The following is a 19,814-nucleotide window of genomic DNA, read 5'->3' on the forward strand; positions in this document are numbered from 1 at the left end:
CCCCCCCCCCCCCCCCGCCCCCCCCCCCCCCCCCCCCCCCCCCCCCCCCCCCCCCCCCCCCCCCCCCCCCCCCCCCCCCCCCCCCCCCCCCCCCCAGTGAAACACCAATATTTCTTGATATTACGAACATTAAATGGCGGAGACCCCTGGGAAATAAGCCAAAGCTTCACCTGCACCTTCAGTGAAGGCACAGGTGAAGCTTTTATCTACCCACCAGAGTTCCAAGAAACCAGGGGCGGGCTAGCCCTTGAGGGCCTCCGTGAACCAACCCGTGATGGAGATGGGGTGGGTGATGGCTGTGCCCACAACCACCGCGTGGGCACCGGCCTCCAGGGCCTGACGGGCCTGGGCCGGGGTGTGAATACGGCCCTCAGCAATCAGGGGAACACCCAGATCTAAATCTGCAATTGCTTCTAGCAGTTCCAGGTCAGGGCCTGCTGTCTTAGGGCGGGCATCGGTGTAGCCGGCTAGGGTGGTTCCAATAAAGTCAGCGCCAGCGTCAGCGGCGGCCTGGGCAGATTCTAGCGAGTCGCAGTCTGCCATGACCAGGGCGGGGGAGTTCTGCTGAACTTCCTGAATAACCTGGCCCAGGCTCAGTCCATCGGGGCGTTCCCTTAGGGTTCCGTCAAGTGCCACAATGTGCGCCCCTGCCTGGGCGACGGCTAGGGCGTGGTGCAGGGTGGGGGTGATGAAGATTCCGTGGTGGCCGTCCTTCCAGAGCCCGATGACGGGGACCTCAACGGCGGTGCGGGTGAACTGGATATCTGCCAGGCCCTGCACGCGTACGGCGGCGGCCCCGCCGAGGACTGCTGAGGCGGCGACCTGGCCGGTGGTGCGGGGGTCGCGCATCGGTTCGCCGGGGTAGGCTTGGGCGGAGACGATGAGCTGGCCTGCGAGGAGGTTGGTGAGCTGGTCGAGAGTGAACACGGTGTTTTTCCTAGCGGGTGGCAAAGTCGGGGATGAGGGTGGCGGCGCCGAGCAGGGGGGCGTCGGAGCCCAGGGTTGCGCGGACGATGGTGGTTTCGGCTGCCTGGCCCAGGGCGGCGCCGAGGTAGGCGGCGGCCATGTCGTTCCACCAGCGGGTGCCGAGGTTGACCACGCCGCCTGAGACGACGATGAGGTGGGGGTCAAGGATGGTGGCTAGGTCGCCGAGGGCGATGCCTGCGGCCCGGGCTCCGAGGGCGATGGCGTCGGAGGCGATGGAGTCTCCGGCATCGGCCAGGTGTTCGAGGTCGAAGAGGTTTGCTGCGGGGTTTTCGCCGCCCAGGCGGTGGTAGCTGGTGACGATGCCGGTTCCTGATGCAACGGCTTCTACGTGGCCTGCTCCGCCGCAGGTGCAGTCGATGCCCACGGCCCAGGGGGATGAGAAGTGGCCGACATGCCCGGCGAGGGAGTGGGCTCCTCGCATTTGGGTGCCGCCGTTGATGTAGGACCCGCCGACTCCGGTGCCGAAGGCAACCATGAGGCTGGTTTCGGCAGCGGCGGTGGCACCCCGCCAGGCTTCGCCCAGGGCGTGGGCGTGGACGTCGTTGACGGCGTAGGCGGGTAGGCCGGTGCGGTCGGTGACGATGGCTGCTAGCGGGGTGCCGCTCCAGTTGTGGATGAGGTTGGCTGCGGTGATGACCTGCCCTTCTTCACCGATGACTCCGGCGGACCCGATTCCGATGCCAACGGGCTGGTAGCCGCGGCTGCGGGCCAGACCGGCAAGGTCTGCGAGGGCGGACGCGGTGTGCTCAGCGAGTTTGATCCCTCCGGCTTGGGCTTGGGTGGGGATTTTGTCGCGGTGCAGGACGTCGCCGGTGGGGGAGACGATGCCGAGGGCGGTTTTGGTGCCGCCGAGGTCTGCGGTGAGTGCTACGGGCTGGTTGGTCATGAAAGCGTCCCTTTCTCAGGTGGAGGGGGCTAGATGAGCTCTACTGATTCGACGATGGCGCGGATGCGTTGGGTTTCGGTGTCGCCGAGGGTTTCCATGGGCTGGGACATGGTGTTGGAGTCAAGAACTCCCATGACCTGCAGGGCGGTTTTGAAGGCGCCAAGGCCTGCTGCACCGCCGGAGACGCTGGGGGTTTCGACAAAGACGATGTCGAAGAGCTTAGCCAGGCGGTCCTGTTCAGTGCGGGCGGTTTCCCAGTCGCCTGCGCGGGCTGCCTCGTAGAGGCGCTTGTAGCCTGCGGGGTCGACGTTGCCGAGACCGGGGACCAGGCCTGCGGCGCCTGAGAGCATGGCCCCATCGCAAACAACTTCGTGGCCGGTGAAGGCGGCGAAACCGTCGATGTCGCGGGTGGCGAGGACGAGCTGGCGGAAGGAGACGTCGTCGCCGGATGAGTCTTTAACGCCCGCAATAACGCCCTCGCGGGCTAGCTTGGTGAGCAGGGGCAGCGGGAGCTTCTGCTTGGTACGGACGGGTACGTCGTAGGCGAAGACGGGCACGTCGACGGCATCGGCGATGGCGCGAAAGTGGCGTTCCTCTTCGAAGGCGTTGTCGATGGCATAGAACTGGCTGGTGACCACGATGGCGTCGCCACCGATGGCTAGTAGGCGCTGGGCTTCATCGATGACGCGGGCGGTGGTCATATCGTTGATGCCGACGATGAGGGGGACCCGGCCGTCGATGGCCTCCACACAGGTTGTGAGCACGGTTTCGCGTTCTTCGTTGGTCAGGTAGAGGACCTCGGATGAGGAACCCAGGGCGAAGATGCCGTCTACTCCGCCGTCGATGAGGTGGTCAATGAGGCGGCGCAGGGAGGGAATGTCGAGGGCACCGTCAGCGGTACGGGGGGTGAGCAGGGGCGGGATGACGCCGGAGAAAGCGGGAGCGGTCATGGGGTGTTCTCCTTGGTGGGGTGGGGACAGCGCAGTGGCTCGACTGTGAAGTACTGCGCCGCCCGGATGGTTAGTTAGACGTGGAGCAGGGTGGGGGCTGCCCCGAGCAGGGTGCGGGTGTAGTCCTGGCTGGGGGTGTCGAAGACCTGTTCGGCGCTGCCTTCTTCGACGATCTTTCCCTTATTCATCACGCAGATACGGTCAGAGACGTAGCGGACGGTCTGAATGTCGTGAGAAATGAAGACCATGCCGAGGAAGAGCTCTTCCTTGAGATCTGAGAGCAGGTTGAGCACCTGGGCGCGCACCGAGACGTCGAGGGCGCTGGTGGGCTCGTCCGCCACAATGACCTTGGGTTCTAGGGCCAGGGCGCGGGCGATGGCGACGCGCTGGCGCTGGCCGCCGGAGATCTGGGAGGGCAGGGCATCCGCTGCTGAGGCGGGTAGGCCCACCAGGTGTAGGAGCTCGCGGACGCGGCGGTCGCGCCCGGCCTTGTCACCGATGCCGTGTACGTCCAGGGGGTCCTTGAGGATGTCTTGCACGGTCATGCGAGGGTTGAGGGCGGTGGAGGGGTCCTGGAAGACGATGGAAACGTCCGAACCGAACTCCTTGCGCAGGGCGGCGTTGCGCTTGAGGGCGCTTTTACCCTTGAAGAGCACGTCGCCGCCGGTGGGCTTTTGCAGGCCCACGATGAGGGAGGCCAGGGTGGACTTGCCGCAGCCCGATTCGCCGACCAGGCCGATGGTTTCGCCACGGCGGACGGCCAGGTTCACCCCGTCCACAGCCTTGACGATATTGGGCTTGAAGATGCCGCCGGTACGGGCCCGGTAGTGTACCTGCACGTCTTTGAGCTCGATGATGGGTTCGCTGACGCGGCGGACGGCGGCCCGGCCGGTGGTGTTGAGCAGGTTTTCTGCTGCGGGGGTCACAGGTTGGGTGTTCATGCTGTCTCCTGTGAGGTAGGGGCGGGGGCCAGGTGGGAGGCCCAGTGGTGGTCGGTATCGCCGGTGACGGGGGTGAAGACCAGCTTCTGCTCGGGGTCAGCGTCGGGGCGCTGGGAGCGGGGGGCGAAGCGGTCGCCGGTGGCGAAGTCGGAGGGGGAGGGCACGGTGCCGGGAATCTGGTAGAGGCGCTCTGAGCCGGACTCGATGGAGAGCACAGAGCCGAGCAGGCCCCGGGTGTACTCGTGCATGGGGTTGCTCAGGAGCTGGCTGGTGGCGCCTGCTTCTACGATTTGGCCGGCGTACATGACCGAGATTCGGTGGGCGACCTGGGCTACCAGGGCTAGGTCGTGGGATACGAAGATCATGGCGAAGCCCAGCTGTTCCCGCAGCTCGTTAAGGAGCTTAATAACCTCGGCCTGGACGGTGACATCGAGGGCCGTTGTGGGCTCGTCGGCAATGACCAGCTTGGGGGAGCGGGACAGGGCCATAGCGATGAGGACGCGCTGGCGCTGACCGCCGGAGAGCTCGTGGGGGTAGGAGGCCAGGGTACGCTCGGGGTCGAGCTTGACCAGGCGCAGGAGCTCTTCGGGGCTCTTGCGGCCACCGCGGCGGGTGAGCTGCTTCATCTGGTCCTTGATGAGCATGGAGGGGTTCAGGGAACTCAGGGCGTCCTGGTAGACCATGGAAATCACTGAGCCACGCAGCTTCTGGAAGTCGTCCTCTGAGGCCCCCACCAGTTCCTGGCCCTCAAAGAGCACGGAACCGGTAATCTTGGCCTTCTTATCGAGCAGGCCGATAATCGCCAGGGAGGTGATGGACTTACCCGAACCGGATTCACCGACCAGGCCCATAGTCTGGCCCTCGGTGACGGTGAAGGAGACCCGGTCAACGACCGGAGTGTCGCCGAAGCGTTCGGGGAAGTAGATGGAGAGGTCCTTGACTTCCAGGATGACGCGGGCGGACGCGTCCGCCCGCAGCCGGTCGGTGCGGCGGGCTTCTGCCCCCTTGAGCTCTTCAAGCACACCTGCCAGGTTAGCTGCGGCGACGGCGTCCCTTTCGGCTGCCGAGCGGGAGCCAGCGTGCTTGATGGGCCCGCCCCAGGGGGCGGCATCCTGCCCTTGTGCCTCGGGGGAGGTGGCCGCGATGGACTTGTCGTCGGCGGTGGAGGGTGCTGCGGTCAGAGCACCGGCGGTGTTGCCAGCCATAACGGAGGAGTCGTCAATCTTGACCTTGCGGCGCAGCTTGGGGTTGACCATGGCGTCGGTCATGCCCTCAGAGAGCACGTTGAGGGCCAGCACGGTCAGCAGGATGACAGCACCTGCGAAGGTGGTAGCCCACCAGCCGCCTGCCAGTACCAGGGCACGGCCGTCGGCGATGACGTTACCCCAGGAGGGGTTGGGCGGGCGCACACCGGCTGAGAGGAAGCTCAGAGATGCCTCCAAGATGATGGCATCGGCGACCATGACGGTAGCGAAGACCAGTACGGGGGCGATGGTGTTGCGGACGACGTGCTTGAGCAGGATGTAGAAGCGGGGGGCTCCCATGACGCGCTCAGCACGCACGTAGTCTTCGTCCCAGGCAGCGAGCACCTGGGCGCGGACCACGCGGGCCAGCTGCGGGGTGTAGACCACGGCGATGGTGAAGATGATGGTGCCTACCGAGTTACCCAGGGAAGCCAGCAAGACGGCTGCCAGGGCAATGCCGGGGAAGGCCATGAGCACGTCCATGACGCGCATAATTAGCTCGGAGACGAACTTGGAGCTGGTCGCTGCTAGGGCACCGAGAATGCCGCCCATGATGAGAGCTAGGGCAACAGCACCCAGGCCGACCTGCAGGGAGGCGCGGGCACCGTACATGAGACGGGAGAGGATGTCGCGGCCCTGGCGGTCGGTACCGAAGAGGTACTCGGAGTTGGGTGCACCGATGGGGGCACCTGTGGAGGCTAGCGGGTCGTGGGGGGCCAGCCAGGGGGCAAAAATTGCGACCAGGGCGATGATGGCGAGGAAGCTGAGGGCGATTTTAGAGCCTGTGGGGAGCGCCCTGAATCGGATGCCTGGCGCTGAGAGGCGTTCTGCTAGTCCGCTACGCATGGTTAGACGCTCCTGATACGGGGGTTGATGAGTAGGTAGAGCAGGTCAACGATGATGTTGACGAGCACAAAGGTGACTGCGATGGTGAGCACGACGCCCTGAACCAGGTTGATGTCGTTGCCGGTGATACCGATGAAGATGAGGTTGCCCATGCCGTTGAGGGAGAAAATCATTTCGATGACCACGGCGCCGCCGAGCAGGTAGCCGATGCGCAGACCGAGCACGGTGACCGGGGTGATGAGGGCGTTGCGCAGCACGTTCTTGGTGATGACCTCGCGGCGGGGTACGCCGTTGCCGATGGCGGTGCGCACGTAGTCCTTGTCGAGTTCTTCGACCATGGAGGTGCGGACGGTGCGGGTCAGCGAGGCGCTGACCGGGATAGCGAGGGCCACCGCGGGCAGGAACATGTGCGAGAGCCAGGTGCCAAAGCCGCTCCCGGGAGGGGCGGAGCCGCCGGTGGGGAACCAGCCCAGGCCCAGGGCGAAGTACTGAATCATCAGAATACCCAGCCAGAAGGAGGGGGTTGCGATGGAGGCCATGGAGAGCACACGGATAATCTGGTCGGGCCAGCGGTCGCGGTAGAGGGCGGCGATGACGCCGAGAATCAGGGAGGCTACCGCCGCAATCAGCACGCCCAGGAAAGTCAGCTGCAAGGTGGTGGGGAAGGCGACCTTGATCTGGTCGATGACGGGTTGAGCCGGCGGAGTGGTCATGCCCAGGTCGAATCGGATAAGCCGGGAGAGGAAGGCGAAGTACTGGACGATGAGCGGGTCGTTGAGGCCCCGTGACTCTCGGTAGGCTTCTTTGGCTTCTTCTGAGGCACCCTCACCCAGGGCGATGGTTGCCGGGTCCCCGGGGGTGAATTGCAGGATGACGAAGACCAAGATGGTGACGCCCAGAATCATGATGGGCAGGGCGATAAGGCGCCTGCCGAGCAGTCTGAGAAAGTTTGACACGGGTCTGGCTCCCTAAAGTTTTTAGGACGGAGCCGGGGCGGCTCGGGGGTATGATGGGCGGCCCCGGTGGGGTAAGAGGTCTTGTGTGGGCTCGGCACCTGCCCAAGAGTGGGCGGGCAGGTGCCGAGCAGGGTGTGAAAAGGGGATGTAATGTGTGGAATTGGGATGCCCTTTTCACGGGGTACCGGGTAAACCAGCTGGGGGAGGCTGGTGCCGGTGGAACCACCTAGGCCTGGGTTGTGCCTACGTTCTGGAAGGACAGGCCGGTGGTGGGAATGGGGGCGAAGTCGGTGAGGGTATCAGCCGACCAGGCGGCGGGCAGCTTGCGGTGGAAGAGGGGGTAGAGGGGGACGTTCTCTGCCACGATGTCGAAGATGCCCTTCCAGTCGGGGCTGTCAGATGCGACAGCCTCGGCCATGGCATCCTGCAGCTGGGTGTACTCGGCGGTGGTTGACCAGCGGAAGCGCTTTTCGGGCCAGGTGGCACCGCGGTACCACCAGGAGAGCAACAGATCGGGGTCGTTGCCGAAGACGGAGGGGTCGCCGGGGGCCAGGACGACGTCGAAGTCGCCGGTGTCGACGTAGTCGGAGTAGAGGGAGGAGCTCTGGGAGTCCTGCAGGTTGACCTCGATACCGGCGTCCTTCAGGGATTCCTGAACCAGCTGGGAGCACTGCTTGACCCAGTCATGGTCGGTGGTGCGCAGGGTGATGGAGAGGTTCTCGACCCCGGCGTCCTTGAGCAGCTGCTGGGCCCTGGCCTTGTCGTAGCTGTAGACGGTGGAGGCCTCGGCGTAGTCGGGGTGTTCCTTGTGCAGGAAGGAGGTGGCTGCGGTGGCGTTGCCTAGCAAGCCGGTGGAGATAACTTTCTCGATGTCGATGGCGTAGAAGAGGGCCTGGCGAACTTCCTTCTTATCGAAGGGAGCCTTGGCACAGTTGAACATCATGAAGAGCAGACCGAAAGACTGAACCGACTCGACAGTAACGCCGTTGGTGTTCTCCAGTACGGGGATGCTGTCGTAGGGCACGGACTCGATGGCCTGGACGCGCTGGGAGCTCATGGCGGTAACACGGGCTGAGGACTCTACCAGAATCAGCCACTTCATGTTCTTGGCCAGGGCGGGGCGGGGGCCGTTGTAGTCGTCGAAGCGCTCAAAGGCGATGTGATCACCCTTGGTGGCAGAAACGAACTTGTAGGGGCCCGAACCGATGGGGCTGGCTCCGAAAGCCTCAATGTCGTCGCTGGCCGAGGCGGGCATGATGTTGACCAGGGCGATACGGTCAGCGAAGAGGGGGAAGGGCTGGTTGAGCTTGAACTCTACGGTGGCATCGTCAACAGCGGTGACGGTGTCGATGAAGTAGAGGAACTGGCTGAAGAGGGATTCTTCTGAGGTGTAGAGCTCGAAGGTCTTGACAACGTCTGCTGCGGTAACAGCTGCACCGTCGTGGAACTTAGCGCCCTCGCGCAGGGAGACACGGTAGGTGGTCTCGTCAACGACCTCGGGGTCGCCGGTTGCCAGGGCATTGTAGCGCTCGCGGGTGGCAGGGTCGAGGCCGTAGAGGCCTTCGAAGATGTGCATGTTGGCGGCGAAGGGGGCGGCCCCTGATGCCTGTGAGGGGTCGAAGGTGGTGGAGACGTCGTAGGCGATGGCGGCGGTGATGGTGCCGTCGTTGTTGGCACCTGCGGCGCTGCCGCTCGCGGACGAGTCGGTGGTGGTTGATGAGTTACCGCAGGCTGCGATGGAGGCGGCGAAGGCGGTTGCTGCGCTGATACCACCGGCGATCTTGAAGAAGCCGCGGCGTGAGGTGTCAAATTCTTTGACGCGGGTGAGCTGTGACATCGATGTCTCACTCCTTTAGGGGGCAGCGCTCCTGGGGTGGAGCGGGAGGTTGTCTAACTAAAGTGGAGGTAGGACATCCTACCTATATCCTGTATGGTAGTGACGAACGTCTAATTTGGTCAAGCAGAAGATGTAAGAATCAGTAGTATGAACCACCACGACTCACTCACCAGCCCCCGAGCAGAGCGGCCCGCGCCCGCTTTCTTGCAGCGGGCCTCCTCACTGAGCGCCGCCCAAAAACGCCAGCTGCAACTGCAAAATGACATCATCGACCTCATCTTCCAGCGGCAACTGGGCCAGGGCGACCCCCTGCCCACCGAACAAGAGCTCATTGATGAGCTCGGGGTGGGCCGCAACTCAATCCGCGAGGCCCTCAAAGTGCTTGAAGCCCTCGGCATCGTTGAGGTGCGCCACGGTTTTGGCACCTTCGTGGGCGGCAACGCCCTGACCTCGATGGTGCGGGCTCTTGGCTTCCGAGGACAGTTGGCCCTCTACCACGGCGGCCAAGAAGCCCTGGAACTTGTTGAAGTGCGAGAAGCCCTAGAAGTCGGTTTGTTACGCTCGGTCATTCCCGTGATGACCCAAGAACAGCTCGCCCGCGTCAAAGAAGCCTACGACGCCATGGAAGCTAGCGTGCACCAGGGAACCTGGCTGGCAGAACACGACCAGCGCTTCCACGCGGCAATCTTTGAGCCCCTGGGTAATGAACTGCTGTCCCGGCTTCTGGATGTCTTTTGGCAGGTCTATGACACCATCGCCGGGGTGCTCGACACTGTCGCCCCCCTCGACGAAGGGCAGACCTGCACCCTGCTTGAAGCCCACCGCAAACTTTACGAGGCCATCAGCGATAAGGATGTGGATGCCGCCACCACGCTCATGCGAGAGCATTTTGTGGGCATTCGGGCCCGCCTTACCTCCTGGCAGGCCAACTGGCTTGCAGGAAATAAGGGCTAAAACCCGACCATCCTTTTATGACGTTTTATGACGCCGTAACTTTTTGTTGCGGTCATACACGTGACATATGACCCAAAAAGAAGCCTCGTGGGGGAGCAATGGCGCCACAGTGGTCTAATAGAAGAGGTGTCTAGCCTGGACACCCGAAACCACATCAGCACACAGCGCTAGAGACGGTGCCGCTGAACCGTGGCCGCACACACCACTATTTCTCAACAGAAAGATTCATAGCCGTGAAGAAGTTTGTTGCCACTCTGGCTCTCGTACCCCTTGCATTCGGTCTTGCAGCCTGCGGCTCATCCTCCAGCGACGACGTCGTCAAAATCGGCGTAGTAGGCACCGACCCCGCCAACGACAAGCTCGTCGAGGTTGCAAAGGCAGAGGGAATCAACATCGAAATCGTTGAGTTCTCTGACTACACCCAGCCCAACCCCGCCCTGAGCTCCGGCGAAATCGACCTCAACTGGTTTCAGCACATCGCCTACCTCTCCAACTACAACGTAGAAGCTAACGACGACCTGCAGATTGTTGGCCCCACCGTTATCTACCCCATGGCGCTGTTCTCCAACAAGCACGACTCCATCTCAGCCCTGCCCCAGGGCGCCGAAATCGCAATCCCCAACGACACCGTCAACGAAGCCCGCGCCCTGCTGTTGCTTGAAGCTAACGGTCTGGTCTCCTTCACCTCAGAAACCACCAGCCCCACCGTTGACGACGTCGATACTGCTGCCTCCAAGGTCACCGTCACCCCCGTCGACGCAGCCCAGACCGTTCTCGCCCTCGAATCTGTTGACGGCTCCGTCATCAACAACGACTTCCTCAAGGACGCCGGTCTGAACCCCAAGGACGCCCTGGCCCAGGACGACCCCGCTAACGAATCAGCCCGCCCCTACGTCAACCTCTTTGTCTCCACCGCCGATAATGCCGACAACGAGACCTACAAGAAGATTGTAGAGCTCTACCACACCGAAGAAGTACAGGCAGTGGTACAGGAAGACACCCAGGGCACCGCAGTTGAAGTCACCACTGACCTCTCCGAACTGCGCTCCACCCTGGCCACCCTCGAAGAGCAGAAGCGCAACGGCTAAAACACTAGGCAAAGCTCACCCTTGAGCTAGCTCACGCACCCCCAACAGCGGCAGCCAACTGCGGTAGGCTAGACACTTCGGCCCCGTCCGGTGCCCAGCTCTAGCCCCGCAATGGCTGCCGCTTTGCGCACCCACCCCAGCAGGTGCGTCCGCCCGCAGCCACCGCAAGCCCCCAACCGAAGAAGAAGACATGACCGAACAGCGACTACAGCCAACCGGGCCCCAGCCCATGGTCGTGCTGAACAACGTGACCAAAGAGTTCAAGGTCGGCAAAAAAACCGTCACCGCCGTCAACGGCGTAGACCTCACCATCAACAAGGGTGAAATCTTCGCCATCATCGGCTACTCCGGTGCCGGTAAATCAACCCTGGTACGCCTAATCAACGGCCTAGAATCCATTACCCAGGGCTCACTGACCGTCGACGGCTTTGAAATCGCCGGTAAGCGCGAATCGCAGCTGCGCCAGGTGCGCACCAACATCGGCATGATCTTCCAGCAGTTCAACCTCATGAACTCCCGCACCGTCGCCGGCAACGTCGAATTCCCGCTCATCATCGCTGGCTGGGACAAGGCCAAGCGCGCCGAACGCGTCGCCGAACTGCTCGACTTCGTAGGGCTCGCTGACAAGGCCAAAAACTACCCCGATCAGCTCTCAGGCGGCCAGAAGCAGCGTGTCGGTATCGCCCGTGCCCTCGCCACCTCGCCCTCCCTGCTGCTGGCTGACGAATCCACCAGCGCCCTGGACCCCGAAACCACCGCTGAAGTGCTCGACCTGCTCAAAAAAGTCAACGCCGAGCTGGGTATCACCGTTATCGTCATCACCCACGAAATGGACGTCGTCTCCACCATTGCCGACCGCGTAGCCGTCATGGAAAACGGCCGCGTCGTCGAATCAGGCAACGTCTACGACGTCTTCTCCAACCCCCAAACCGAGGTCGCCCGCCGCTTCGTCGGCACCACCGTCAAGTCCCTACCCGTAGGCGACGAAGCCGCCGACCTCAAAGCCCGTCACAAGGGCTACCTCATCAACATCGAAATCACCGAAGGTAACAACGGCATCGGTAAGGTCCTCTCCTACCTGGGCTCCCGCAACGTTTCCTTCAACATCGTGCAGGGCGGCCTCGAAACCCTGCAAGGTAAGAGCTACGGCAACCTCACCCTCGAACTGCTCGGTGACGTCACCAGCCTCGACGCCGTGGTCGCTGAGCTCAAGACCGTCACCCGCGTGCAGGAGGTACGCTAACCGTGGACTCAACCTTCGTCACCGACAAACTCATCCCCGCCCTCGGCGATACCCTCTACATGGTCTCACTGACCATGCTGGTCGCCGGTGCCCTAGGCATGATCTTTGGTCTGCTGCTCTACACCACCCGCCAGGGCAACATCCTGGCTAACCGCTTCGTCAACATCCTGCTGAACGTCGTGGTTAACGTGGTACGCCCCATCCCCTTCATTATCCTGCTCGCAGCCCTGGGCCCCCTAACCCAGATGGTGGTCGGTACCCGCCTGGGCGTCAACGCCGCCATCTTCGCCATGGTCTTTGGCGCTACCTTCGCTATCGCCCGCATCGTCGAGCAGAACATGGTCTCCATCGACCCCGGCGTAATCGAAGCGGCCCGAGCCATGGGCGCCTCCAAGATGCGCATCCTTTTCACCGTCATGATTCCCGAAGCCCTCGGCCCGCTGATCCTGGGCTACACCTTCCTGGTCATCGGCGTAGTCGACATGTCAGCTATGGCCGGTTATATCGGCGGTGGCGGCCTGGGTAAGGTCGCCCTGGTGGACGGCTACCAGCGCTTCAACGAAGTCATCACCTGGTCTGTTGTTGCCGTAATCATTGTTTTGGTGCAGCTTATCCAGCTGGTGGGCAACATGCTGGCCCGCAAGGTCATGCGCCGATAAGGCAGACCGAAGGACGCGCGGATGCGCTTTTGCCGGCTAACCTTCTTGCTGGTTCGCTGACGCTCACAAGCAATTCATGCCAGCCCCAGCCAGCCGGCTCCAAGCGCATCCGCACGTCCTCTTCTGTTATCCCACCGCCTAAAACGGGATAGCTAAGGGTCGGTTCCCCTTCGGGAGCCGGCCCTAAATCTTAGAGACCTAGCTCAGCCCGAATCTCTGCGGTGCTGTAGGTTGCTCTTTCCCCTTTCTGGATAGCCTGGACCTTGGCGTGCAGCTGCGCTGCATGTTCAGCTTCAGCGATATGCTCTTCAATGATGCTCCGGGCACAATACGCCACAGAACGGTCAGACTCACTAGCGAGTTTGCTGAGACGTTCTTTCAAGGAAGAGGGAATGCGGATGGTGAGGACGCTATCGGCAACAGTCATGTATTCATTGTATGACAGTGAATACACGAAAGAAATGGATATAGCTAAGGGTCGGTTCCCCTTCGGGAGCCGGCCCTTTTGCTCTCTAGTCGTTTTTCTTGCCGCTAATCCAGGACGAGTCGTAGAGCCCTCCCACCCCCGGCCCGTTCCCGCCGTTTCGGCCGGTACCGCGCTCAAGCTCCTGCTCGTAGAGGCGCTCAGCAAAATCGGTGGGGCGCATGAGCCGATCGTCATCCTCATCGTCGTGGTCGGTGAACCGCGAGAGCGCAAAGATACCGTACAGCAGGGCCGCAAAAAGCAGGAAGAAGAAGGCAAGCTCAGCCCACATAATCACGTAGTTACGGCGTAGCTCCGGGGTTGCGTCGCTGTAGATGGCGGGCACCACCAGAAAAGAGGCCACCGCCAGAATCACTGCCACGATAGTGAGGGAGTGCGGTAGCCAGTACCAGCGGCTGCGGGACCGTTTGCCCTGCTGGGCGTCGGGGACCGTCCGCGCCGGGTGGGCGGCGTCCGCTGACTCTAGCGGGGCGGACGCCTGCCCCGCCACCTGCTCCCCGGTAAAGGCCTGGGGCGGGAGGAATTCGCGGTAGTAGGCGCGTTCGTCGTCGCTGAGGTCTTCGAGGCGGCGGCCGTAGCGGGAGGGGCGCGGGTTCTTTTCGGGGTCTGTCACTGCTCGTCCTTGAGAAGTTGGCGGGGTTAGCGGTCGCGGTCGGGCAGGTGCCCTACCCAGTCGTCGAGCTGGGCGAGGAAGACTGGGTCGGTGAAGGAACTGAACCGCCCGATACCTGCTGTCAGTAGGGGAGCGGGGGTGGCGGCGTCCGGCTCTGGCTGGTAAATCAGGCAGTTGGTGCCAGCATTGGTTGCGGCAGTCATGCCGGTGACGGAGTCTTCAACGGTGAGGGCCTGCTCGGGGGCAAAGCCCAGGCGGCGGGTTGCTTCGAGGTAGATGTCGGGGGCGGGCTTGCCCTCTTCGACGTCGTGGAAGGAGACCCAGGTATCCAGGTAGGGGGCGTAGCCGAAGTGGGTGAGTTTTTTGGTCAGTAGCTTGCCGCCGGAGTTGGACGCTACCGCCACGGGGATTTTTGCTGAGAGCAGTTTGATGGCTTCGAGGGCGCCGTCGATTGCGGTGACGCCGCGGTCGATGATGTCGAATTCGGTGGTGGTGATGGTGGTGTAGACGCTGTCGCGGAAGGCTTCGGGGGAGCCGTCGAATTCGGAGGCCAGCGGGGTGAGGGCTGAGAGACGGTCGGCAAGATCGCCGGCTGAGATGCCGACGAGGGAGGCTTCGAGTTCGGGGGTGAGCTCTACCTGGTAGTGTTTGAACATTTCGGCCTGGATTTCGCCCCAGAGGGTTTCGGAGTCGAGCAGGACGCCGTCGCAGTCGAAGACGGCGCAGGCAGGGGCAAAGTGGGCGGGGGCTGAGTGAAGTTCAAACATGGTTCTATGCTCTCATACCGGGGTGGGCGGGAGCACCTGCGGCGTGGATTATGAGTGGGGCACCCCTCTTTCTAGAAGGATTCGAAGTGGATCTGTTCTAAGAATTCCTCAAATTTTTGTGGCGAAAAAGCTGCGTGAACAGCTTTGGGGTCGAGATTCATAAAACAAAGTACCCACCAGTGTTCCGGAATATCTGCTACCTGTTTTTCGAATAAGGACGTCTTTGGGGCCCAATCTACATTTGCGATAAATGCTGGGCCGTCTGGAGAGGAAGCCGACTCAGCTATCTGTTTGCTGTTGAAGAATTTCTTAGTGAGTTCGTGGGCGCTAAATTCAGCCCATGTGCTACCGGCGCTTATTCGGATATAATGAGTTTTCTTGATTTTACCAAAAAGTCCTTTCTTTTCTTGGGTGATGTGGGTTATGTGTAGTTCCTGATTGTATGAATCTCGAAAAATAATGGTCATGCTTTCTCTTTTCTATTTTTAGTTGCTCTTTTTTCTTGGAGTGGTGCAGGTGGGTGTACTTGGAAGGTGTACGGCTGATTTGCGGGTTCTGCCCTAAATCAAGTTCCTGTCGTATGAGCTAAGCATAAACTAGTAAGGATGGGGGGGGCATAGCCCCCTCGTTTTAGAGGCTCATTTAAAAATTCCACCAGTGACTACAAGTGCTAACCTCTATACCATCGAAAAGTCTTACCCATACTACCAATAGCCACCTAAACTCAGAGTGTACAATCCGCTGCGTATTAACCTAGGCAATAACTCGCCCAACTGCTTGGCGCAGTCGCTTATGTATCCGACTATTTTTCTTCTGTCTCCGCCTCAATCCTTGACCAGACCCACGCAGCAGAGGAACTGTTGGTCCCATGGTTATATATCCTTTATCTGCAAACATTGATAAATAAAATAGCTAATTAAATCTATGAGCCTTGAAAGAATAAGCATTATATCAGGCGCCAGATAGCGGGTTATTAATCGCCAATAGACTTTCTTCAAAAGAGTAGAAAACTACAAATCACTTTTTCTCCCTCTTGATCTGAGTATTCTCCCTATTTCTGGCATTAGCACCAAGTTGCATCCCCGGTAAATACCCCGTAAAAAAGACAGGAAGGGCAATGTGCCATGCACTCTCGCCGGCAGAGCTCGCACCAAAGACAGCAATGAAAAGAATAAAGGATAGCCATCCAGCCTTGTTCGGGTTAAGGTGCCGGAAGAGCAAATAGCCTATAAACCCAAAAGAAATAGCAACAATAAATAATTCTCTGAAGTAATCCCACCCTATAAAATTGCAAAATAGGATAAATAATCCCACAGTGAGCGAGCATAGAGTTAGCGTGTCTTTAGATTTTTTACTCACCTTTAAGTGTGCTTCCTAATGATATATCACTTATACCAGATAGAACTGAACCTTGCGCTCCGCCTCTCCACATGCGGGAAGACTGAACCCCTGTAAACGCACCCCTGAAAGTACTCGGAGATGTATAGCTGGCTTGATTTAGTGTATTACTGTTAACAGGCTTTGAAACAGGAACCTGAGAAAAAACAGCAGAAGTCCCACCTGAAACTAGAATTTTCCTTAGATTGGTCTCTTCGCCAGAGATGGTAGAGCTCAATGCTTCAGCACCGACCCCACCAGCAAAATTTATTCCAATTTCCGTTACCTTCTTGTTTAGATAAGGAGATCCTTTTGATAGGGTGCCTGAACCTGGTCCGAAAAAGCCCCCAACGGCAGCTCCGAATCCACCGCCTACGCTGTTCCCCATAAATTTATTAAAACTCCACTTCTCACCCTTGATAGCAGATTGAACAGAATACGTAGCACCACCGCCTACTGCCCCGGTAGTAAAGTTTATACCAGCGTTAACTGCAACAGAGCCCACGAATCTTGAGGCTGATTTTGTAACTGCCATAGTTAATTTTGTAGCTGCTGTACCAGCACCAGCAATAGTACCTGTTGCTGCTCCAATCAAGGTGTCTAAACCAACCTTGCCCCAATCAACATGATATGTACTGGCTTTCGGTCACACTCACCACCCAATAGATTCACATACTTTACGCAACATCGACTAACGCACCATCAACCACCTCCTGCGGAGTCCGATAACCAAGAGACGCATGCAACCGCCGCTGATTCCACCAATTCACCCAACCCGCCGTAGTAGCCTCCAACTGAGCAACAGATTCAAAGAACCGGCCACGCACCAGCTCAGCTTTATAAGCCCCATTCACCGACTCAGCCAAAGCATTATCGTATGAATCTCCAGTAGATCCTACAGACAACTGAACACCCAGCCGCCTCAACTCACGCGTGTAATCCTCAGCAAGATACTGCGAACCACGGTCCGAGTGATGCACCACCTGCGTCAAATCAGACCCTGACCGCCTGGCTTCAAACAAAGCCTGCTTCAAAGCCATCAGCGGCATCCCCAGCGTATGCATACTCGAGGAAACACCCCAACCCACAATCTTTCGACTGAACACATCAGTGATGAAGGCCGTGTAGCAGAAGCCACTGGCAGTACGGACATAGGTGAAGTCCGCAACCCACAAGCGGTTCGGCGCTTTAGCGGTGAACTGGCGGTTGACCAGATCAGGGCGGTGATCAGGAGCCTTGGTAGCCCTGGTGGTCACAGGCTTACGGCCCCGATGCACACCCTGAATACCAGCTGCACGCATGAGCCGGTAGGTTTGGTCCCGGCCAATAGCCCAGCCTGCCCGTTTCATGGCCTGCCACATTTTGCGCACGCCATAGACTCCATAGTTCTCCTGGTAGATTCTTACCAGTTCGGGGATGAGCAGCTGGTCGGAGAGTGACCTGGCTGAAGCGACACGGCTCATTGCGCGGTAATAGCCGCTAGCCGTCATGAAGCCACCGTCAAGGTGCTCGGATAGGACTCGGCAAATGGGCTCGACCCCGAAAAGATCCTTATAAGTGTTGATGTAGCGGATCATCATCGGGCCGGTCGGTCGAGCTCTGCTGCGAAAAAAGCTGAGGCTGTCTTCAGGATTTCGTTGGCCCTGCGTAGTTCCGCGTTTTCTCGTTTTAGGCGTCTGATTTCGGCCGCCGCGTCACTCGTAGTAGTGATTTCTTTGCCGGTGTCGAGGGCGGCGTTGTTGCACCAGCGGGCCAGAGTGTTGTGGGAAATTCCTAGCCGAGGGGCGATGTCTTTGATTGCTGCGGTTATGGACGGGGCGTCGGGGTGGTTCAGTCGGTCACCGACGAGTCGTACCGCTCGTTCTTTGAATTCTTGGGGGTATTTGTTGGGCATGGTTTTATTATTCCTTCCGGTGGGGTGTGGGTGGAAGGTGTGGACTGAACCCAGTACATATCATAGTGGTCCAAAGGGCGGCGGGGTGGGCTGCGACTGGTCCAAAGGCTGGTGGGGTGGGCCGTGTGTGGTCCAAAGGACGGTGGGGTGAGCGAGCCGGGTCGTAGTTGCATTGGGTTTGGACCAGAATCAGCGCACCGCTGTGAAGTTTGGACCGTATTCAGCGCAAAATGTAGGTAATTTTGGGGTGTTTTTGAGCTGGTAGTGGTCCAAAGGACGACGGGGTGGGCCGTGCGCGGTCCAAAGGCTGGTGAAAAGGGCGGGACGGACGGCGGGGCGGGCCGTGTATGGTCCAAAGGTTAGCCAAGTGAGCTGTATATGGTCCAAAGGGGTAGCGCTGGTCTGGTTTACCTTCAACACAAGGATAGACCCCAGCTACAGTCATCGCACAGAACCCAACACAAACCCACGGAAAGTGCGATAATAGACCACATGCCTAGCGTACTCATTCGACACGGACAGACCGACTGGAACCTCGTACACCGCCTGCAGGGCTCCAGCGACATACCCCTCAACGACACCGGCCGTGCCCAGGCGCTTGCCGCCGCCCACAACGTGCTCGAATACGCCAAGACCCAAGCGGACGCCCACCCCGGCTTCACCTGGCACGGCGTCGTCACCTCCCCCCTCTCCCGCGCCGCAGAAACCGGTGCCATCATCGCCGACGAACTGGGCCTACCCGTCCTCGGCTCCTACCCGGGCCTAGCAGAACGCTCCTTCAAAGACCTCGAAGGCGTACAGAACAACCCCGCCCTCTGGGAGACAGTAGAAAACGAAACCGCAGACATCGAACCCCTGGCCGACTTCCTCGCCCGCGTTGAAGACGCCCTCGACCGGGTGGAAGCCGACTACCCGGGGCAGAACCTGATTATCGTGGTGCACGGTATGCTGATTTCCCGCCTGCAAACCGCCCGCACCGGCCAGAAGGTGCTGGTGCCCCACAACGGTGAGGTGGTGCCCCTGGCACCTGCCCGCCGGGCGTCCTCCATCATGCTAATCCGCCACGGCCAGACCGACTGGAACAAGGCCCACCTCATGCAGGGCTCCAGCGATATTCCCCTCAACGAAACCGGCCGTGCCCAGGCCCACGAGACTGCTGCCTCCCTCAAAGCCCGGGGTTTTGAGTTCGACGTGGTGGTGTCGTCCCCGCTCTCCCGCGCCCACGAGACCGCAGAAATTATCGGCGCAGCCTTCGGTCTGACCGTCGACCGCACCTACGACGACCTGGTCGAACGCGGCTACGGCGAAGCTGAAGGGCTCGACATTTCAGCCGAGGCCCGCAAGGAACCCGACGCCTACTACAGCGGCGTTGAAAGCGAACGCTCCGTCTACTTGCGCGGCATTAGGGTGCTGCGCCAGATTGCCCGCGACTACCCGGGCCAGCGCGTCATTGCCGTCTCTCACGGCTCCCTGATTCGCCGTGCCCTCTCTGCCACCCACGGCCGGGAGTTCGGTACCATCGCTAACGCTGAACCCTTCGAAGTTGACCTGCCGGGTCTTGCCCACTGGCTAGAGGCCAAGGAACCCCTGCTGGTGGGTAAGCCCTAGTGGGGCGTATCTTCCTCTGGGGCATCACCTGCCTGTACGTTGCTGCCGTTGCTTTTATCGTCCTCTGGCCCACCCACGTTGACTCCGGAGAATCGGGTGAAACCCTAGCCCGGATACTTGCGGACGGCCACGCTCGCGGCTGGCTGCCCGGCTGGTTTGGCTATGGGCAGGTGGAATGGCTGTCGAACGTGGTCATGTTTGTGCCCGGTGGCCTGCTCTTTACCTGGTTGCTGCGCCCGGCCCGCACCTGGCTTGTGCCCCTGGGCGGTCTGGCCTGTACCTTGGCGATCGAAACCACCCAGCACTTCATGCCCGGGCGTACCAGCTCACCCCTGGACGTCCTCGCCAACACTCTCGGGTGTGCTATCGGTTGGGTTTTGGCACTGGCCCTAGTGAAATTGACCGAAAAACCCAACCAAAACACCGAAATACACCCGTAACCGTGGGTTTTACATTGACGTGCCCACAGAAACCCACATA

Annotated in this window: 20 protein-coding genes; 6 read left to right on the forward strand and 14 right to left on the reverse strand. The window is 60.4% G+C overall.

The annotated features are described in order from the left end of the window. Nucleotides 1-240: 240 nt before the first annotated feature. From VSX42_RS01780 to VSX42_RS01810, 7 genes are all read right to left on the reverse strand, one after another. Complete coding sequence (locus tag VSX42_RS01780; RefSeq protein ID WP_326502698.1) at nucleotides 241-927, reverse strand: N-acetylmannosamine-6-phosphate 2-epimerase; 687 nt, start codon at nucleotides 925-927, stop codon at nucleotides 241-243. A 10-nt stretch (nucleotides 928-937) separates the two neighbouring features. Continuing rightward, nucleotides 938-1,873, reverse strand: coding sequence for an ROK family protein (locus tag VSX42_RS01785; protein WP_326502699.1), 936 nt, complete (start codon nucleotides 1,871-1,873; stop codon nucleotides 938-940). A 29-nt stretch (nucleotides 1,874-1,902) separates the two neighbouring features. Then, a complete protein-coding gene (locus VSX42_RS01790) occupies nucleotides 1,903-2,823 on the reverse strand; it encodes a dihydrodipicolinate synthase family protein (RefSeq protein ID WP_326502700.1) in 921 nt (306 codons plus the stop codon). 74 nt (nucleotides 2,824-2,897) lie between these two features. Continuing rightward, nucleotides 2,898-3,764 carry an ATP-binding cassette domain-containing protein gene (locus VSX42_RS01795; RefSeq protein ID WP_135013286.1) on the reverse strand — a complete coding sequence of 289 codons (867 nt, stop codon included), beginning with the start codon at nucleotides 3,762-3,764 and terminating at the stop codon, nucleotides 2,898-2,900. Beyond that, the gene (locus tag VSX42_RS01800; RefSeq protein WP_326502701.1) at nucleotides 3,761-5,854 is read right to left on the reverse strand and encodes a dipeptide/oligopeptide/nickel ABC transporter permease/ATP-binding protein; all 2,094 of its coding nucleotides are present in this window, start codon (nucleotides 5,852-5,854) and stop codon (nucleotides 3,761-3,763) included. The genes VSX42_RS01795 and VSX42_RS01800 overlap by 4 nt, the downstream gene beginning before the upstream one ends. Before the next feature lie 2 nt (nucleotides 5,855-5,856). Beyond that, a complete protein-coding gene (locus VSX42_RS01805) occupies nucleotides 5,857-6,810 on the reverse strand; it encodes an ABC transporter permease (RefSeq protein WP_237207258.1) in 954 nt (317 codons plus the stop codon). A 226-nt stretch (nucleotides 6,811-7,036) separates the two neighbouring features. Continuing rightward, the gene (locus tag VSX42_RS01810; RefSeq protein WP_326502702.1) at nucleotides 7,037-8,647 is read right to left on the reverse strand and encodes an ABC transporter substrate-binding protein; all 1,611 of its coding nucleotides are present in this window, start codon (nucleotides 8,645-8,647) and stop codon (nucleotides 7,037-7,039) included. 147 nt (nucleotides 8,648-8,794) lie between these two features. Here VSX42_RS01810 and VSX42_RS01815 point away from each other — a divergent pair, with 147 nt between their 5' ends. The 4 genes from VSX42_RS01815 to VSX42_RS01830 all read left to right on the forward strand — a co-directional run bounded on the left by VSX42_RS01815 (nucleotide 8,795) and on the right by VSX42_RS01830 (nucleotide 12,591). Continuing rightward, complete coding sequence (locus tag VSX42_RS01815) at nucleotides 8,795-9,601, forward strand: FadR/GntR family transcriptional regulator (protein ID WP_326502703.1); 807 nt, start codon at nucleotides 8,795-8,797, stop codon at nucleotides 9,599-9,601. A 233-nt stretch (nucleotides 9,602-9,834) separates the two neighbouring features. Beyond that, complete coding sequence (locus VSX42_RS01820; RefSeq protein ID WP_326502704.1) at nucleotides 9,835-10,689, forward strand: MetQ/NlpA family ABC transporter substrate-binding protein; 855 nt, start codon at nucleotides 9,835-9,837, stop codon at nucleotides 10,687-10,689. A 190-nt stretch (nucleotides 10,690-10,879) separates the two neighbouring features. After that, complete coding sequence (locus VSX42_RS01825; RefSeq protein WP_326502705.1) at nucleotides 10,880-11,932, forward strand: methionine ABC transporter ATP-binding protein; 1,053 nt, start codon at nucleotides 10,880-10,882, stop codon at nucleotides 11,930-11,932. 59 nt (nucleotides 11,933-11,991) lie between these two features. Continuing rightward, a complete protein-coding gene (locus VSX42_RS01830; protein ID WP_135013287.1) occupies nucleotides 11,992-12,591 on the forward strand; it encodes a methionine ABC transporter permease in 600 nt (199 codons plus the stop codon). Between the two features lie 190 nt (nucleotides 12,592-12,781). Here VSX42_RS01830 and VSX42_RS01835 read toward each other — a convergent pair whose 3' ends face one another. The 7 genes from VSX42_RS01835 to VSX42_RS01865 form a co-directional block, all read right to left on the reverse strand. Further along, the gene (locus tag VSX42_RS01835; RefSeq protein WP_237196471.1) at nucleotides 12,782-13,018 is read right to left on the reverse strand and encodes a hypothetical protein; all 237 of its coding nucleotides are present in this window, start codon (nucleotides 13,016-13,018) and stop codon (nucleotides 12,782-12,784) included. An 85-nt stretch (nucleotides 13,019-13,103) separates the two neighbouring features. Then, a complete protein-coding gene (locus VSX42_RS01840; RefSeq protein WP_326502706.1) occupies nucleotides 13,104-13,688 on the reverse strand; it encodes a hypothetical protein in 585 nt (194 codons plus the stop codon). A 26-nt stretch (nucleotides 13,689-13,714) separates the two neighbouring features. Beyond that, the gene (locus VSX42_RS01845; RefSeq protein ID WP_326502707.1) at nucleotides 13,715-14,455 is read right to left on the reverse strand and encodes an HAD family phosphatase; all 741 of its coding nucleotides are present in this window, start codon (nucleotides 14,453-14,455) and stop codon (nucleotides 13,715-13,717) included. 71 nt (nucleotides 14,456-14,526) lie between these two features. After that, nucleotides 14,527-14,922 carry a hypothetical protein gene (locus VSX42_RS01850; RefSeq protein WP_326502708.1) on the reverse strand — a complete coding sequence of 132 codons (396 nt, stop codon included), beginning with the start codon at nucleotides 14,920-14,922 and terminating at the stop codon, nucleotides 14,527-14,529. Between the two features lie 550 nt (nucleotides 14,923-15,472). Continuing rightward, entirely contained in the window at nucleotides 15,473-15,814 is a 342-nt protein-coding gene (locus VSX42_RS01855; protein WP_326502709.1) for a hypothetical protein, read from the reverse strand. Further along, entirely contained in the window at nucleotides 15,807-16,427 is a 621-nt protein-coding gene (locus VSX42_RS01860; RefSeq protein ID WP_326502710.1) for a hypothetical protein, read from the reverse strand. Before VSX42_RS01860 ends, VSX42_RS01855 begins: the two co-directional genes overlap by 8 nt. Before the next feature lie 82 nt (nucleotides 16,428-16,509). Next, a protein-coding gene (locus VSX42_RS01865; RefSeq protein WP_326502711.1) for an IS3 family transposase occupies nucleotides 16,510-17,726 on the reverse strand; the annotation gives its coding sequence in 2 pieces (ribosomal slippage) (nucleotides 16,510-17,447 and nucleotides 17,447-17,726; 1,218 coding nt in all). A 492-nt stretch (nucleotides 17,727-18,218) separates the two neighbouring features. Here VSX42_RS01865 and VSX42_RS01870 point away from each other — a divergent pair. Both VSX42_RS01870 and VSX42_RS01875 read left to right on the forward strand, forming a co-directional pair. Then, nucleotides 18,219-19,334, forward strand: a complete 1,116-nt coding sequence (locus VSX42_RS01870) for a histidine phosphatase family protein (protein ID WP_326502712.1) — start codon at nucleotides 18,219-18,221, stop codon at nucleotides 19,332-19,334. Beyond that, a complete protein-coding gene (locus VSX42_RS01875) occupies nucleotides 19,334-19,774 on the forward strand; it encodes a VanZ family protein (RefSeq protein WP_326502713.1) in 441 nt (146 codons plus the stop codon). Before VSX42_RS01870 ends, VSX42_RS01875 begins: the two co-directional genes overlap by 1 nt. Nucleotides 19,775-19,814: the final 40 nt, after the last annotated feature.

This window comes from Rothia nasimurium (assembly GCF_035916755.1).
Lineage (GTDB): Bacteria > Actinomycetota > Actinomycetes > Actinomycetales > Micrococcaceae > Rothia.

Coding starts and splice junctions, on each gene's coding strand:
- VSX42_RS01785 (WP_326502699.1), bottom strand. CDS start 1,873: ATGACCAACCAGCCCGTAGCACTCACCGCAGACCTCGGCGGCACCAAA.
- VSX42_RS01850 (WP_326502708.1), bottom strand. CDS start 14,922: ATGACCATTATTTTTCGAGATTCATACAATCAGGAACTACACATAACC.
- VSX42_RS01815 (WP_326502703.1), top strand. CDS start 8,795: ATGAACCACCACGACTCACTCACCAGCCCCCGAGCAGAGCGGCCCGCG.
- VSX42_RS01870 (WP_326502712.1), top strand. CDS start 18,219: ATGCCTAGCGTACTCATTCGACACGGACAGACCGACTGGAACCTCGTA.
- VSX42_RS01795 (WP_135013286.1), bottom strand. CDS start 3,764: ATGAACACCCAACCTGTGACCCCCGCAGCAGAAAACCTGCTCAACACC.
- VSX42_RS01835 (WP_237196471.1), bottom strand. CDS start 13,018: ATGACTGTTGCCGATAGCGTCCTCACCATCCGCATTCCCTCTTCCTTG.
- VSX42_RS01800 (WP_326502701.1), bottom strand. CDS start 5,854: ATGCGTAGCGGACTAGCAGAACGCCTCTCAGCGCCAGGCATCCGATTC.
- VSX42_RS01825 (WP_326502705.1), top strand. CDS start 10,880: ATGACCGAACAGCGACTACAGCCAACCGGGCCCCAGCCCATGGTCGTG.
- VSX42_RS01790 (WP_326502700.1), bottom strand. CDS start 2,823: ATGACCGCTCCCGCTTTCTCCGGCGTCATCCCGCCCCTGCTCACCCCC.
- VSX42_RS01830 (WP_135013287.1), top strand. CDS start 11,992: ATGGTCTCACTGACCATGCTGGTCGCCGGTGCCCTAGGCATGATCTTT.
- VSX42_RS01845 (WP_326502707.1), bottom strand. CDS start 14,455: ATGTTTGAACTTCACTCAGCCCCCGCCCACTTTGCCCCTGCCTGCGCC.
- VSX42_RS01810 (WP_326502702.1), bottom strand. CDS start 8,647: ATGTCACAGCTCACCCGCGTCAAAGAATTTGACACCTCACGCCGCGGC.